The sequence below is a fragment of the Thorsellia kenyensis genome (assembly GCF_042432445.1).
GTDB classification, from domain to species: domain Bacteria; phylum Pseudomonadota; class Gammaproteobacteria; order Enterobacterales; family Thorselliaceae; genus Thorsellia; species Thorsellia kenyensis.
The window spans coordinates 55,836-72,078 of record NZ_JBHLXE010000070.1 but is presented as its reverse complement, the minus strand read 5'-3'; the positions used below and the strand labels follow the sequence as shown (position 1 = coordinate 72,078).

Annotated in this window: 16 protein-coding genes; 12 read left to right on the top strand and 4 right to left on the bottom strand. The window is 33.8% G+C overall.

Translation table 11 applies throughout. The features are described 5' to 3' along the window. Positions 1-15 precede the first annotated feature (15 nt). Both miaE and yihA read left to right on the top strand, forming a co-directional pair. Complete coding sequence (miaE, locus tag ACFFIT_RS06140) at positions 16-912, top strand: tRNA isopentenyl-2-thiomethyl-A-37 hydroxylase MiaE (RefSeq protein ID WP_385876768.1); 897 nt, start codon at positions 16-18, stop codon at positions 910-912. 92 nt (positions 913-1,004) lie between these two features. Then, complete coding sequence (yihA, locus tag ACFFIT_RS06135) at positions 1,005-1,640, top strand: ribosome biogenesis GTP-binding protein YihA/YsxC (RefSeq protein ID WP_385876767.1); 636 nt, start codon at positions 1,005-1,007, stop codon at positions 1,638-1,640. Positions 1,641-1,757: 117 nt separating this feature from the next. Here the strand turns inward: yihA and ACFFIT_RS06130 are convergent, their stop codons facing one another. Further along, on the bottom strand, positions 1,758-2,147 hold the full coding sequence (locus ACFFIT_RS06130) for a hypothetical protein (protein ID WP_385876766.1): 390 nt from the start codon (positions 2,145-2,147) through the stop codon (positions 1,758-1,760). 9 nt (positions 2,148-2,156) lie between these two features. Then, entirely contained in the window at positions 2,157-2,783 is a 627-nt protein-coding gene (locus ACFFIT_RS06125; RefSeq protein ID WP_385876765.1) for a VUT family protein, read from the bottom strand. 573 nt (positions 2,784-3,356) lie between these two features. Here ACFFIT_RS06125 and ACFFIT_RS06120 point away from each other — a divergent pair. After that, the gene (locus tag ACFFIT_RS06120; RefSeq protein WP_385876764.1) at positions 3,357-5,273 is read left to right on the top strand and encodes an ABC transporter ATP-binding protein; all 1,917 of its coding nucleotides are present in this window, start codon (positions 3,357-3,359) and stop codon (positions 5,271-5,273) included. 123 nt (positions 5,274-5,396) lie between these two features. Here ACFFIT_RS06120 and ACFFIT_RS06115 read toward each other — a convergent pair whose 3' ends face one another. Continuing rightward, positions 5,397-7,550, bottom strand: a complete 2,154-nt coding sequence (locus ACFFIT_RS06115) for a hypothetical protein (RefSeq protein WP_385876763.1) — start codon at positions 7,548-7,550, stop codon at positions 5,397-5,399. Positions 7,551-7,825: 275 nt separating this feature from the next. On the opposite strand from ACFFIT_RS06115, the gene ACFFIT_RS06110 reads away from it, so the two are divergent. Together ACFFIT_RS06110 and gmk are read left to right on the top strand one after the other, a co-directional pair. Beyond that, positions 7,826-8,221, top strand: a complete 396-nt coding sequence (locus ACFFIT_RS06110) for an ASCH domain-containing protein (protein ID WP_385876762.1) — start codon at positions 7,826-7,828, stop codon at positions 8,219-8,221. 32 nt (positions 8,222-8,253) lie between these two features. Then, on the top strand, positions 8,254-8,883 hold the full coding sequence (gene gmk, locus ACFFIT_RS06105) for a guanylate kinase (RefSeq protein WP_385876761.1): 630 nt from the start codon (positions 8,254-8,256) through the stop codon (positions 8,881-8,883). A 20-nt stretch (positions 8,884-8,903) separates the two neighbouring features. On the opposite strand, the gene ACFFIT_RS06100 is transcribed toward gmk, so the two are convergent. Then, positions 8,904-9,125, bottom strand: a complete 222-nt coding sequence (locus tag ACFFIT_RS06100; RefSeq protein ID WP_385876760.1) for a SlyX family protein — start codon at positions 9,123-9,125, stop codon at positions 8,904-8,906. A gap of 968 nt (positions 9,126-10,093) precedes the next feature. Here ACFFIT_RS06100 and mepM point away from each other — a divergent pair. From mepM to fabD, 7 genes are all read left to right on the top strand, one after another. Continuing rightward, the gene (gene mepM, locus ACFFIT_RS06095; protein WP_446697450.1) at positions 10,094-11,404 is read left to right on the top strand and encodes a murein DD-endopeptidase MepM; all 1,311 of its coding nucleotides are present in this window, start codon (positions 10,094-10,096) and stop codon (positions 11,402-11,404) included. A 63-nt stretch (positions 11,405-11,467) separates the two neighbouring features. Next, positions 11,468-12,439 (top strand): lauroyl-Kdo(2)-lipid IV(A) myristoyltransferase, encoded by a 972-nt coding sequence (lpxM, locus tag ACFFIT_RS06090; RefSeq protein ID WP_385876759.1) that lies wholly within the window; start codon positions 11,468-11,470, stop codon positions 12,437-12,439. Between the two features lie 136 nt (positions 12,440-12,575). Then, positions 12,576-13,292, top strand: a complete 717-nt coding sequence (locus tag ACFFIT_RS06085) for a Bax inhibitor-1/YccA family protein (protein WP_385876757.1) — start codon at positions 12,576-12,578, stop codon at positions 13,290-13,292. Between the two features lie 47 nt (positions 13,293-13,339). After that, complete coding sequence (gene yceD / locus ACFFIT_RS06080) at positions 13,340-13,882, top strand: 23S rRNA accumulation protein YceD (RefSeq protein ID WP_385876756.1); 543 nt, start codon at positions 13,340-13,342, stop codon at positions 13,880-13,882. Positions 13,883-13,927: 45 nt separating this feature from the next. Beyond that, entirely contained in the window at positions 13,928-14,098 is a 171-nt protein-coding gene (gene rpmF, locus ACFFIT_RS06075; RefSeq protein WP_093321095.1) for a 50S ribosomal protein L32, read from the top strand. Positions 14,099-14,315: 217 nt separating this feature from the next. After that, on the top strand, positions 14,316-15,269 hold the full coding sequence (locus tag ACFFIT_RS06070) for a beta-ketoacyl-ACP synthase III (RefSeq protein ID WP_385876793.1): 954 nt from the start codon (positions 14,316-14,318) through the stop codon (positions 15,267-15,269). 22 nt (positions 15,270-15,291) lie between these two features. Next, on the top strand, positions 15,292-16,230 hold the full coding sequence (gene fabD, locus ACFFIT_RS06065; RefSeq protein ID WP_385876755.1) for an ACP S-malonyltransferase: 939 nt from the start codon (positions 15,292-15,294) through the stop codon (positions 16,228-16,230). Positions 16,231-16,243: the final 13 nt, after the last annotated feature.

Sequence of the window (16,243 nt, the reverse complement as noted above, 5' to 3'; positions counted from 1 at the left end):
GAATAAGAATAATTTATGAATGTGCCTGTAAAATTAGTAGAAAATGAAATTTCTTTAGCCAATATAGAGGTGTGGTTGCTTCCTGTAACCACATTTTTATCTTGTAGAACCCCTCAATCGTGGGTTGATGAAGCAATTAAGCCACAAAATCTCTCATTAGTGCTTATCGATCACTTAGTGTGTGAACTAAAGGCGGCTCAAACAGCAGCTTTATTATTGCGCAAGTATGTTTTAGATGATGCAGGATCAAATGCCTTATTAAAACAATTAAAGCCATTTGAAGATTATGTTTATAGGCAAAAAGGTACGCTTGAAGAGTTAAGACAATCTCATCATTTTTCGAAAGCGAAACTCTCTATCAGAAAAGATCTTAATCAAACCATGTTCTCAAGTTCTTTTGACTACCAGAGTGAACCCCCTGATTTTGAGCTGTTAGCAGAAACTTTATTAAGCGATATGGTATTGCTGATAAAAGAAGAATTGCACCATTTTATTCAAGTGCTAGAAATAATGCAAAGCAGAGGCGTTGTATATGCTAACATTACCGCAGGTAGATATGCCAAAAGATTATTACAGGGGGTAAGAACCCATGAACCCATGACATTGGTTGATAAATTGATTTGTGGAGCATATATTGAAGCTCGTTCCTGTGAAAGATTTGCTCGTTTAGCCCCTTTTGTAGATAAAGAACTAAGTCAATTTTATATCTCTTTATTACGTTCTGAAGCGAGGCACTATCAAGATTATCTGTCGTTGAGTGCCATGCTGATGGGTGAAACCACTAAAAATAGTGAAAATCAGTTGAGCACCCAAAAAATTCAAGATAGGATTCATTTTTTCGCAAGAATTGAAGAGGAGTTGATACTCAGTGCAGATTCTGAGTTTCGTTTTCATAGTGGTGTACCGATGTAAATTATGAAAGCTGTTGCCCATTAGAAACTGAATCAAACGAAATTTTTAATTTTTAGAAATAATACTTACTTTTTTATTGATTAGGATAAATCATGCAATCATTGAACTACCATATGACTAAATTTGTATTAAGTGCCCCTGATATCAGACATTTACCCCCCGATACAGGTGTGGAGATTGCATTTGCTGGGCGTTCGAATGCTGGAAAATCTAGTGCACTTAACACATTAACTGGGCAAAAAAGCTTAGCTAGGACAAGTAAAACGCCAGGAAGAACACAATTAATTAATCTATTTGAAGTAGCAGATAATTGCCGGCTTGTTGACTTACCAGGCTATGGATATGCGGAAGTACCAGAAGAAGTAAAGCGTAAATGGCAAAAATCTTTAAGTGAATATCTACAAAAACGTGATAGCTTAAAAGGAATTGTGATTTTAATGGATATACGACATCCACTAAAAGAGCTCGATCAAAATATGATTAAGTGGGCCGTAGACGCAGAACTTTCCGTTTTAGTATTGTTAACTAAATCAGATAAATTAGCTTCGGGGGCATTAAAACAACAGCTTAGTAAGGTCAGAGACTCTTTAAAATCAATGAATGCGGATATTCAAGTTGAAGTGTTTTCATCTACTAAAAAAGTAGGGGTGGAATTAGTTAAAAATAAATTGAATCATTGGTTTAATGTTCTGCAAGTGCCTGATTTAATAGATGAAGACTCCGAGTAATGTCTAACTTTGTATGTGTATTTACCGCTGTAAATCAATTAAAAACGGTAAATACATAAACAAGTTATAAAACCCTATTATTGATAACACATTGATATTTATAATATTTTAATTACTCTAATTTTGTGGAGATGCCTTGATGACTATATGTTGTTTTTGAGATAGCCCATAGGGTGGAGCGGTATTTAAAATAATATCTGCTTCAACAGTAACTTCATTAGCTAGAGCTTTAGCGCAATCCATTGCAACTACCTGCACAAAGTATTCAATATCTCTCACAACCTGATGACCAATAAATCCTTTAATATATTTATCAAGGGCAAATAATTCTAATAAATAAGATTTTGCATCATAGGTTATTTTTAAAGTAGAGCCTTGCATAGGATTTTGGCTCTTAGGACACAGTATAGGTAAATCTACAATATGTGTCTGTATCATGCTGATTTCTGGATGTGGATTTGTAATTGTTTTAATCCACAAGCCATTATATGAAGATTCAATGTCCACATAATTTCCTTATTTATTGCTCTCTTGAACTGCGTTTGAAAAAGCTAAATTTGCATTAGCTGACTCATTTTGTCTCGCGGCTTCGATATTCTTTTTGCTTCTAAAAAAGTCTTTAGGAATAAGTATAACTAAAGTTGCAAAGAAAAATTTGAAAATGATGTCTGCAAGAATGATCTTTAATATAAAATCTATAGGTTCAGTTCCGTAGAATGCCATAAAAGCAAACAAAGTACTATCAACTGGTACACTGGCTGCATTACTTTTTAAAACTTTCTTATACCATGTTTGATGGATATAGCGTTGGAAAACAGCAGTATTAGTTAATTCACTTAAAAATAAAGAGAAGAAAGAAGCAAAAATAATTTGGCCAGGAATATCATTATAGTAGTTATAAGTTAAAGTAACCAATAGTGATAATGCAATTCCGATATAGACATATTTTAACCCTGAGCGATGTAAGTGGTCTCTAAGTGTGAATATAGCCCCAAAAAAAATAGTACCAATGCTTAAAGGTAGTGTTTCAATATAGGGAATGTGCTCTATAACAGGAACTTTATCAAAGTACACAAAGGTGGTGACAAAAATATTAGCAAGAAGAACGCACAATGCGTAACATAGTAGACCTACGTAAACCATAATAAACTCCAATATCACCATCGAAATACAGTTCGATATGATAGCTGAATTGAATAACTGACTTGCAAAGTGCAAGCCCCTCACCATTTCAGATAAATAGTCTGACGGCTTTTATATTTTAAGCTATTTATTTTCAAAAAACCAGAGAGTAATATGCTGACATCCACTGTATTTAAGTATTTATGTTTTGTAGGATGCTATTGAAGAGAAATAGTCAAGTATTATTCTGAAAAGACTGCTTGTTTGCTAGTTTTCAAAATACTCATTTTAATTTTGAACCAATAGACTTGATATTAATCAAACGTAAAATTAAATGAACTGACAAAAAAGTAATTTGTCTCTTTCAACGTTATGCTAAGTCAATATTGGCATCAGAAAGTGATGAAAAGCGGTAGAATAACAATGAGTTTAAAATGTGGATCATTAGAACGCGATAAAAAGGCATTAAATAAGGAATAAAAATGTTATCATAAGTAATTAAATACGTGTTCTTAAACGCAATCAGAGAAACGTAAATTTGCAACATGAAATAAAAGCGACATATCACGCGATAATTATTAGGTAAAGATTGAAATGATTAAATTTATTGATTTACAAGTAAGACGAGGCCTACAGGTCCTCTTAGACAATAGCCAAGCAGTAATCAATCCAAAACAAAAAGTAGGTTTAGTTGGAAAAAATGGCTGTGGTAAATCAACACTACTCTCTCTAATAAAAGGAGAATTGAATCCAGAGCAAGGAGAGATTCAGATTCCACCTACTTGGTCTTTGGCTTGGGTATTACAAGAGACACCCGCTTTAGATATCAGTTCACTTGAATATGTGCTGGATGGTGATAGGGAATATCGAGAATTATCATCTGCGCTAGACAAAGCAACGCTAAACAATGACGGAATGCGTATTGCAAAATTACACGAGCAACTTGATGTCATTGGAGCCTGGACAATTCACTCTCGAGCTTCACAATTGCTAGCTGGCTTAGGATTCACTGAAGATATGCTCCAAACACCAGTAAAAGATTTTTCAGGTGGGTGGAGAATGCGACTTAATCTAGCTCAGGCATTGCTGTGCCGTTCTGATTTATTACTTTTAGATGAGCCGACGAATCATCTGGATTTGGATGCGGTGATTTGGCTGGAAAAATGGCTCCAATCTTACCCTGGAACATTAATATTAATTTCTCATGACCGAGATTTTATTGATCCTATATGCGACAAAATCATTCATATCGAAAATCAACAAATGTTTGAATATACTGGGAATTATAGTGGTTTTGAGAGGCAAAGGGCAATGAAATTGGCTCAACATCAAGCTTTGATTGAAGCACAACAAGCAAAGAAAGCACACTTACAGAGCTTCATTGATAGATTTAAAGCCAAAGCATCTAAAGCAAAACAAGCACAAAGTCGTATTAAAATGCTAGAAAAAATGGATGAACTGATCCCTTTGAAAGTGGATAGAGGTTTTGATTTTGAGTTCCCGAAGCCAGAAAATTTACCCAACCCGATTTTGCAAATGGAAAAAGTCAGCGCAGGGTATGCGGATAAAATTATATTAAAATCGATCAAATTGAACCTCGTGCCAGGTTCAAGAATTGGATTGCTGGGCCGTAATGGTGCGGGGAAGTCAACGTTGGTTAAATTATTAGCTGGAGAAATTGCCCCTATTGAAGGAAATATTACCCACTCAAAAGGTATTGCATTAGGGTATTTTGCTCAGCATCAATTAGAGTATCTCGATCCAGAAGGATCACCTCTATTACATTTGCAAAGAATTGCCCCTAAAGAAAATGAACAAGTATTACGCAATTTTTTAGGAGGCTTTGCCTTTAAAGGTGATAAAGTATTAGAACCTACGCGGGTTTTTTCAGGAGGAGAAAAAGCACGTCTTGTACTCGCCTTAATAATTTGGCAAAAACCTAACTTGTTACTATTAGATGAGCCAACAAATCATCTCGATTTAGAAATGCGCGATGCTTTAACTGATGCATTGATAGGTTTTGAAGGCGCTTTGATTGTAGTATCACATGATAGACATTTATTAAGAGCTGTTACGGATGAATTCTATCTAGTTGATGCAGGCCAAGTAGAAATATTTCAAGGTGACTTAGCAGACTACCAAAAATGGATTGCTGAGCAACAAAAAAATAATCTAATCAATGCAAAAGAGCAATCCAATTTAGTCGCGATAAAAGAGCAAGAAGATGACAATCTAAGTATCAGTAGAAAAGATCAAAAAAAGATTGAAGCACAATTAAGAGCAAAAACAGCACCAATACGAAAGAAAATAACTGAACAAGAAAAAATAATTGAAAAACAAGCTAAATTATTGGCTGAGTTAGAAGAAAAGTTATCAGATAACTCACTCTATGAACCAGAGAATAAATCGAAACTTCAAGATATATTACAGCAGCAAATTGAGATAAAGTATAATTTAGAGTCTGCAGAAGAAGAATGGCTTTCGTTGCAAAATGAACTAGAAAATAGTTGAACATATATTAAATTTGATTCATTAGAGATCTATTTTTAGTGTCCTAAATTCTTATAATCTATTCAATTCTCAACTACGATCTTTTGTAATCTATTTATTTATCTCAATGGCTTATGTATTGATTTACTCACTAGGAATTGTCTCAATTTCATTAACATCTTGTGGGATGTTATCAAAAAAAGGGGCAGTTTTCAGCTTGTTTATTTTTAAATCAATGGCATTTGAAAAAATAGATTGATAGAGTTCAAAAATAAAATCAACTTCTTGATGGGCCTTGGTAGAAATTTCTAAAATCTTTTCTGGATGCATCATTTCTTTTTGGGGAACTTTCTTAACTTCATCGCCAAGTGATTTAAGTGATGGTAAGTGTTCTTCAGATCTTGATATTATATTTCCATCAACGTATTGCTGTATGATATTAAATCGCTGATTGTTAACACCAAAATCAGCGCTATTTGAAGCCTCTATCTCTCCAGATAAACCTAAGTATTTAGGTAAATCGAAATTTGGTAAGATCTCAGTTGTTTTATTTAATAATGAGTTTACTGTCGAACTACCCGGTATTACTCCTCTTACATGCGCATGTATATCAATAGTTTTACCTGATACCTTACTATCTATATTAAAAGAGGGTATATGCCAATGCGTAAAAATATCACTATCAATCCCCTGAGCTAAAAAGGATAAATCAATTTTTGCAGGAGATGTTTTAGATATACTTAATTTGGGAATATTAATATAACCATTGCTATTTGCACTGTGTATGTTGCTAAAATAGAATTGTTGCCTATCTGAAAGCAGGGTAAAGGATAATCCTTTGTTCATATCAATTTTTTTAATTGAAAATCTATCCATGGAACCATTAAAAATACCATTGAATAATTGATAAACACTTTTTTCTTTTAACTTGATATTTTTACCTTCAAGCGTTAAGTTTCTAAATTGCCAGGGTAACTTACTAGATGTACTTTGTAGCGAAAAATTTTTAACTTGAAGTATTTGTATTGATAAATCATTCAGTGGATTAAGGAAGTTCAATAGTGTACCCAATGAATTAGGTAATGTTTGGATAGTAAAACTAAAATCATTCGCAACCATTTTATCAATGGCTAAATGCTTGCTCTGCAAGTCAATAACACCACTAAAAGAGATAAATCCATTCAGCAAAGAGGTACTAATGGTATTTAACAACCATTTATTTTTCTTAATTTCAGTTGAAATATTTAACTGATTCAAAATTAAATCATCAAAAAGTAATCTATTTGCGGTTGATTCAATTAGGCTCTCGGTATTATCATTCAACTTAGTTATCTTTCCGTTCGAAAGATCTATATTTTTTGCTTTGAAATACAAATCTTCTAATGCCCAATTTATTCCAGAAAGTGTAGAATTAATGATTGTTAATTCTTTGATTTGAATTTTTTTATTCAATAAATCCAGCCTACTCATATCAATATCAATATTAAAATCACGTTGAATATTATCAATAAATAAAGTATCTATTCTCCATAAGTCATTAGAAAAGCGACCGTTAGTTGAAATTGCTCCATCTAACCAATCAAAACCCAAAATATCCAAAAACAAAACTTTATCAAGTATTCTACCCTTTAATGTTAGGTTAGAAACATTAAATCGATCACCAAAAATAGTGTTCAGGGCATGGGTAGAATTTAAGGAAGGCAGTAAGTTGTTATTAGTATCAGACGGGATCTTAGAGAGGTCATCAATTCGAGAAAAAACGACCTTTACAGCATACAAATTAAACTCACTAGTTTTGTCATACCAATCTGCACGATTATTGATCCAATCACTGAATTTTCCACTAAGGCCGATAAATTGTGTCTTAAATGAGTTTATCACGGTTTCATATTTTACATTTTTTAGCTGTAACTCTTTAATATGGATGACTCTTTGTGATGGAAGTTTAGAAAGATTAATATGGCCGTTTTCAATATAAAGGTATTTTAAATTCAAAAATTCTTGAGTAGGAAGCGTAAAAAAGTCAGTTAATGAATTAAAAGAAACAATCATTTTTTGCGCTGTCAATATATTTTCATCGTCAGCAGACTTAATGGCTAGATTATGTATCGTTATCGTGTTTGCTTGAGATAGACTATGTTCAATATGACTAAAATTGATGGTAAGCTCATTATGTTTAGATAAAAATTTTGCAAACCAAGGTGCGACTTGCTGGGATTGCGGCAAAAAATAGATAAGCAGAATTCCAGATAAAACTAAGCTTATTAAAGTAAATGTTATTCTTATTGCGCGCTTCATTTTATAATCCTCTGCCAGTATTTCATACTATGCTTGTTTTTTTCCATAGTTTAACAGAAAATGATGTTCTTTATTGAATTTGAATTATAATGCTTTCATAGAAAAAAGTCGATTGAGGTGTTTTATGAAGCATTGATTTATGTAGCCACGTTTTGTTTTCACTTTAATTAATGTTGTTGAATTTGCTTTTATTAATTAGATACACTGAAACTAAACTAAACTAAACTAAACTAAACGTAAGTAAACTAAAGCATACCATTTAAAGGGATCTGCATATGAAACAAATTCCGGCTATCTATGATAATGTTGAAAGATGGACATTCGGTTACACCGAAGAAGAAACAAAGCATTTACTAGAACTTATCACACTAGGAGTCAAGACGGCTACATGTACTTTATATGAAGCTGATAATCTACCTGAAGCTGGTGATGCATTTATTATCATAGGCGCAGACTCTGAACCCGCATGTTCAGTTGAGGTCACACATGTAAAAGTGACTACTTTTTTGAAAGTGGATGAAGAGCATGCAAGGGCTGAAGGAGAAGGGGATCTGTCCTTAGCCTATTGGCAAAATCAAACACGTGCTTTTTTCGAAGAGTTTAATATGTTTTCCTACGATATGCCTTTAGTATGTATTCAATTCAAACTTCTTGAAGTGTTTGATAATTAATCACTCTTATCATTGTTAAAATAGGTTTAAGCATGAGTCAGTTAGGTACACTATATATAATTTCCGCGCCTAGTGGTGCTGGTAAATCTAGCCTTATTCAAGCGTTTTTGAAAACACAACCACGTTATGATGCACAAGTTTCAGTGTCGCATACAACCCGTAGCAAAAGAGAGGGCGAGCAAAACGGTGTTCATTATCACTTTGTTGATGAAGCGCATTTTCATCAAATGGTTGCCCATAATGAATTTCTTGAGTATGCAGAAGTTTTTGGTAAATTTTATGGTACCTCAAAGCAATCAATCCTTGAAACTTTAAACTCTGGTGTGGATGTTTTTTTAGATATCGATTGGCAAGGTGCAAGACAAATTCGCGGCAAAATGCCAGAATCCGTATCAATTTTTATTCTGCCCCCTTCAAAAAATGAGTTGTTGAGGCGATTAAAAGGCAGAGGACAAGACAGTGATGAAGTCATTAATTTTAGGATGCAAAAAGCGATTAGCGAGATGGAACATTATGCAGAATACGATTACATAATTATCAATGATGACTTTGAAAAAGCGCTACATGATTTAAAAACAATATTAAGAGCGGAAAGGCTTAAGTTACAAAAGCAAATAAAGGCAAATGATAGCTTGATCTTTCAGCTCTTATCATCAGAATAAACACAAAGATAATTGAAATTTTAGTAATGAGGTGGTGGTGTCTCTTCATGAGGCATTGCCAAATTTGAAGGTTCAATGCTATGTAATTTTTTACTTAAGTAGTGAATTTGTTTTTTTAATTTTTCTAATTCAAATTGTTGTTCTATAATAGATTCATTCAGAAGCTCAATCGTTCTGTCTTGATAAGCAACTTTTGTCTCAAGGATGATTAAGTTTTCATGAAGGTCATGTTCTTGCTGCATATTTTCTCTCAGAATTTTACTTATAAGTATATTTTGACAGCTATATATTGTCGGAAATTATTCCCTTGTCTGTCATTCTATATTACATTAAAAATAACAGATATCATAGTGAAATACTTATAAAGTTAATCTAAGCAAAGTCGAGGAATACGAAGAATATCATATGGATGGCCTAGAGAATTTGATCTTTAAATTGATCGTAATCTTTTGGGGAACTTTTTTAAAAAAAATAAGTCTAATTAAATCAGTGTAAATTTTACTATTGAAATATAAATTGAATTATTGATTAATGTATTCATGTTCTGTTAAGTAAAAGAGACTATACTACAGTTACTTCAAGTTGCTGTTGCAGATTGTATCCTAATGGCCATTCGGTGAGTGTTATAGATTAGTAAAAACTGCATCTTGATTTCTATTGGGTAGATTTTTTTAGAGGCTAGCTTAAAATGCTTTGTCAATTAAGGTAAAAAGCTAAACAATTGATACTTTTGGGTGATATTTACCAGTTAAAAATATTTCGTAAAATTAGTTACGAAAAGCAAGCTAAAACATAATAAAACAAGTAAATTGATTATTCACCAGTTTATCTATAGTGGATTTTGCAGTTAAAGTAAAATATTGTGATTTATTAAAAGCTTATTCTGAAGATAGTGTATAATGTTGAGGTTTATGACTGTTGTACGGCTGTTAATTGTTAATGACCATAAGTTAATATATGGCAAAACTTAAGGGCAACTAGGCCTACTCATGCAGGGGCAATAAACTAAAAGCAAATTATGTAATAGGTTAAATGCAAAACGGGGCTGAACAAGCAATGTTCTAAAGCCAAATTGCTGGTTTAGTTGGTTGATTCAACTTCCTGTGGGCAGATTTTTATAATTAATTTGTTGATAAAATGATTATTATGATTTGAGAAATATTAAATTCATGATTTTTTAGATTTATCAACCTCTAGATTGGATTTTTAAGTGTCAATTAGAATACTACAAACATCAGCTAATACTTATACTAGTATGCCTATTGTGCATAGAGCCCTGCTTGTCTCTTTAACTATTATTACAGTTGGTCTTGCTTTTTTCGATCCTAATGAAAAAGGTAGGTATGACTTCATGGATGGCCTTGAAGTATTTTTGAGTTCCAGTGATAATCCTTCATTTGTTCTAAGCCCTGATTCAGAGTTCTATGATGTTCTTCCTTATCCTGCTGAAAGTGAAGGCGGTAGCCCACCGATAACAGATTTTGGAAAATATGAGCATATTATTCAGTCAGGGGATACATTGAGTAGTGTTCTAAATCAGTACGGTGTGGATTTATCTGATATTTCTAAATTAACTAAAAATAATAAAATATTGAGTAATATGGGTATCGGTCAGACTTTAAGCTGGGAGCTAGATGACAACGGTGGGCTTAAATTACTAAAGTGGTCTGTATCTAAAAGAGAAACTAGAACTTATGAATTAGTTGGCAATCAATTTGAAGAAGTTAAAGACATTATTCAAGGTGAATGGGTTGAAAAAACACTACAAGGTGAAATCCAAGGCAGCTTATCTGAAGCCGCAAAATCAATAGGGCTGACCAAAAAAGAGATAGCTCAGATGAACAGAGCGCTCAGTTGGCAGTTCAATTTAAAGTCACTCAAAAAGGGGGACAAGCTAGTTGCTGTTGTTTCACGTGAATTAATTGACGGTGATTTAGAACAAAGTCAGTTGCTTGGCGTCAGAATCAATACTGATGGTAAGGATTACTATGCTCTTCAAGCTGAGAATGGTAATTTCTATGATATTAAAGGTTACGCACCATCTCAAGGCTTTTTAAGGACTCCAATGTCAAAATCTTTTAAAGTGAGCTCTCATTTTAATCCTAGGCGTTTAAATCCTGTAACCAAAAGAATCGCTCCTCATAATGGTGTGGACTATGCTATGCCGATAGGTACACCTATCTTGGCAGTCGGTGATGGTGTAGTAACGCATGCAAAAAGGGAGGGTGCAGCTGGAAATTATATTGCTATTAAGCATAATGGTCAGTACACAACTCGCTATATGCATCTTAAATCCTTACATGTAAAACCAGGTCAAAAAGTTAAAAGAGGTCAAAAAATTGGACTTTCGGGTAATACAGGTCGTTCGACTGGACCTCATCTACACTATGAAATTTGGATTAATGGCAAAGCAGTTAATCCTTTAAAAGCAAACCTTCCAAGAACTGAAAGTATGTCTTCAAGCGATAAAAAAGCTTTTGAAAACTACGTAGCTCCAGTAAAAGACAAACTCATTTTCTAATTCTAATAAGTTTTCTCCAGTGCTTTGATGATTCAAAGCACTCTTAGGTAATTCACTTATAATATGCAAAAAATAAAAGAACCTACGACTACAAGCAAAAAAGAGTTTATTCCGATGTTTAAACTCGCTTTTTTATCACCTAGGTATTGGGGTATTTGGCTAGCAGTACTAATGATGGTATTCATGGCCTGCATACCTGCTAAGATGCGAGCTCCATTGTTAAGTTGGCTAGGTATTAAAGTGGGTCGCTTAGCAAAAGGTGCAAGAAGAAGAGCACAAGCAAATCTCTCATATTGTTTTAAAACACTTTCTGTAGAAGAGCGAGAAAAAATAATAGATGATATGTTTGCAATAGCTCCTCAGGCTATGATTATGATGGTCGAGCTGAGTATCAAATCTCCTGAAGCAGTGTTAAAAAGAGTCGATTGGTTTGGTTATGAGATAATTGAAGAGTTAATTGCTTCCAAGAAAAATGCTATATTTATGGTACCACATGGCTGGGCTGTAGACATTCCAGCGATGCTATTTGCTTCAAAAGGCCATCCTATGGCAGCTATGTTTCATAACCAAAGAAATCAATTGGTAGATTATTTATGGAATTATGCTAGACGAAGATTCGGCGGCAGAATGCATGCAAGAGATGATGGTATTAAACCATTCATTAAATCTATCAAACAACAATATTGGGGATATTATCTTCCAGATCAAGATCATGGGCCTGAATTTAGTGTATTTGCTGATTTTTTTGACACTTATAAAGCGACACTGCCAGCATTAGGCAAATTAGTTAAAGTGACGAGAGCAGAAGTAATTCCACTATTTCCTAGTTATTGCCAGAAAGCACATCGATTAAAAATTAATATACTCCCACCTTTGAATAATGATTTGCTTGTAGCTGACGAAATGACTTCAGCGCTTCTAATGAATCGTACAGTAGAAGAACTAATTAAAGACAATTTATCTCAATATACATGGATTCTTAAACTGTTAAAGACTCGAAAAGAAGGGGATGGAGATCCTTATGAAAAAAATTAAAAAAAAGAATTTTTCATGCTGAAAAAAAAATCAATGTGTGGTAAATTAGTAACGTGACAAGTTATTTTTGTTTAATTTCAATTTATCTAATTTAAATTTATTTAATTCATATTAATCGCCTAATGAGGAATACAAAATGAATCAATTTGGAAGAGATCCTAACGGATCAATTGTTCAAAACAGAGCATCTTCTATTCAAACCTACATGTCAGGTGTTTATGGCTGGATGTTTGCTGGAATCACCTTAACTGCTGTTGTATCATACTTCTTAATGATGAATGAATATGCATTTAGACTTTTCTTATCGCAAAACAGTATGATTATTTTTCTACTGATTGGTGCACAATTTGGTATTGTTATTGCTCTTTCTGCAGCGATGAAAAAACTGAGTGCTTCAGCAGCAACAGCTTTGTTTATGTTGTATTCTGCGCTGACGGGTGTAACACTCTCTGCTATAATGATGCAATATACTACATCTTCTGTCGCAGGAGCATTTATTACAGCGGCAGGTATGTTTGGAGCCATGACATTTATTGGTTATACCACTAAAAGAGACTTAACTAAAATGGGAAGTTTCTTAATGATGGGACTTATCGGAATCATCATTGCCAGTATAGTTAACATATTCTTAAAAAATACTGGATTAAATCTGCTCATAAGTTACTTAGGAGTTATCATTTTTGTTGGTTTAACGGCTTATGATACCCAAAAATTAAAGGAAATTGGTGAACAAATTGATGAAAATGATGCATCAACGTTCAGAAAATATACTATTTTTGGTGCCTTAACTTTATACTTAGATTTTATTAACTTATTTATCATGCTCTTACGTATTATGGGTGATCGTCGCTAATATTTATTTTTGACTATCTTCTCATAGACGGTTATCATGCGCGCCCTATGAAGACAAATGATATTAATTTTGAACAAAAATTACCCCATACCCTTGATGCGTTAAAATGTGCTCAAAAACGTTTAGACTTTCAAGGGTACTATACCAAATCTCTTTTTCAAGAGCGTTTAGGTGATTCAGTTGAATCAATTGAAAGCGACATAGATATTTCTGTTTCCTTTCAGTTTGATCTAGAAAAGAGGGTAGTTATTGAAGGTAAAGCCGGCGTAGATGTAGTTGTCTATTGCCAAAGGTGTAATGAAAAATTTAAAAAACACATTGATGTCAAATTTTTACTTTCACCAATTAAAGAAATCGCGTTTGCAGACAAATTACCTTATGACTATGAGCCTATCTTGGTTAATGAATTTGGTGAAGTTGATCTTGTAAATGCAATTGAAGATGAATTTTTATTATCACTACCTACTTTTACCAAGCATGATATTGAATCATGTGAAGTACCTGAATTAGTCAGAACTTTTGGTGAAATAGAGGAAGATACTGATAAAGAAAATCCTTTTGCAGTATTATCACAATTAAAAAAACATTAAGCCTAATTTTAGTGCTTAAAATTTCAATTAGTTTAGGAGTTTATAATGGCAGTTCAACAAAACAAACCTACTCGCTCAGCACGTGGTATGCGTCGTTCACATGATGCATTAACAACAGCAGCAGTTTCTGTAGACAAAGAAAGTGGTGAAACTCATTTGCGCCACCATGTTACTAAAGATGGTTACTATCGTGGTCGTAAAGTAATCAACAAGTAATCATTCAAAAAATCCTAAGCTATTTCACTTTTGTTTCTGTTGAAATGCTTAGGATTTGTTTTTTATAGTACCAAAGTTAATTTCTAAATCGATTTACCCTCTTTCTAGTAAGTAAATTTCGAAATTAATTTAATTGAATACCAATTTTCCAGTTTATTGTTCTTTGATTTAAAAATAAAATTAAATAGTGTGAGATAACCAATCTATGTCAGATAAAATTTACAGTAAAATATTAGGTACAGGAAGTTATTTACCTAATCAAAAATTAACAAACATGGATTTGGAAAAAATGGTGGAAACTACTGATGAGTGGATTGTCACCCGCACTGGCATTAAAGAAAGAAGAATATCTAGCGAAAATGAAACCGTTACATTTATGGGTGAATTAGCAGCTAAAAATGCGTTATCAATGGCTGGTATTGAAAAAGAAGAGATCGATCTTATTATTGTTGCGACGACTTCTCATACCCATCAATTTCCTAGCGCAGCATGCGAAATACAAAATAAATTAGGTATAAAAAATATTCCTGCATTTGATATAGCCGCAGCTTGCGCTGGTTTTTGTTATGCGCTTAGTGTTGCAGATCAATTCATTAAAACAGGCATGGTCAAACATGCACTGGTAATTGGTGCTGATACATTGTCTAAAACCGTTGATAAAACTGATAGAGGGACAGTCATTTTATTTGGTGATGGTGCAGGTGCAGTTGTTTTAGGGCAATCAAATAAACCAGGTATTTTAACTACGCACCTTCATGCCGATGGAAGATTTGGGGAATTGTTAACTTTACCAAATCAAAAAAGGGATACACCCACTGATAAAGCCTTTCTATCGATGACTGGAAATCAAGTATTCAAAGTTGCCGTTACTGAATTAGCTAACGTAGTTGAAGAAACATTAAAAGCAAATAACATAAAAGACAGTGAAATTGATTGGTTAGTACCGCATCAAGCGAATTTAAGAATAATTTCCGCCACCGCCCAAAAATTAGGTATGCCAATGGAAAAAGTAGTTATAACCCTCGATAAACATGGTAATACGTCTGCAGCTTCGGTACCTACTGCTCTTGATGAAGCAGTGAGAGATGGACGTATCCAACGTGGACAAATTATTTTGCTAGAAGCCTTTGGTGGAGGGTTTACCTGGGGTTCAGCGTTAGTTAAATTTTAATAGTGCTTAAGTAGGATAGATTATGAGTAAAATCGCATTTGTTTTTCCAGGGCAAGGCTCACAAAGTGTAGGCATGCTTAATGCTTTATCTGAGATAAATTCTATAATTAAAAATACCTTCGATGAAGCAAGCGAAGTATTAGGTTACGATCTCTTTGCATTAACCCAAATGGGGCCTGAACTTGAGTTAAATCAAACAGAAAAAACACAACCTGCTTTGCTTGCGGCATCTACGGCTATTTATCGCTTGTGGGTAGAAAAAAATGGATGTAGTCCAGACTATATGGCAGGGCATAGTCTAGGTGAATATTCGGCACTTGTCTGTGCAGGTGCTTTAAATTATAAAGATGCAATTAAATTAGTCGCATTACGTGGCCAATTAATGCAAAAAGCAGTACCTGAGGGTGCTGGTGCTATGTCAGCGATTATTGGTTTGTCGAATGAAGAGATAGCAAAAGCATGTGAAGAAGCTGCGCAGGGCGAAATTGTCAGTCCTGTTAATTTTAATTCTCCAGGCCAAGTAGTGATCGCAGGAGATAAAGCTGCAGTTGAACGTGCGAATATTCTTTGTAAAGAAAAAGGTGCGAAAAGGGCACTTCCATTGCCTGTTAGTGTACCATCACATTGTTTATTGATGAAACCCATAGCCGAAGAATTTAAAGCTGCTTTGGCTGGTATATCAATACAAACGCCTGTTATCCCAGTTGTTAATAATGTCGATGTGGCTATCGCAACTGAAAGTGATGTCATTTTAGATGCACTTACACGTCAATTATTTAATCCAGTACTTTGGTCGCAAAGTATGGAATTTTTAGCTAATAGTGGTGTAACGCAATTATATGAATTAGGACCAGGAAAAGTTCTGACTGGACTTGCTAAACGTATAGATGCGCGTTTAGAGGCTTTTTGTATTAACACGCCTGATACATTAGAAACCGCATTACAACAATTAAATGCTTAGTTTGATTTGACGT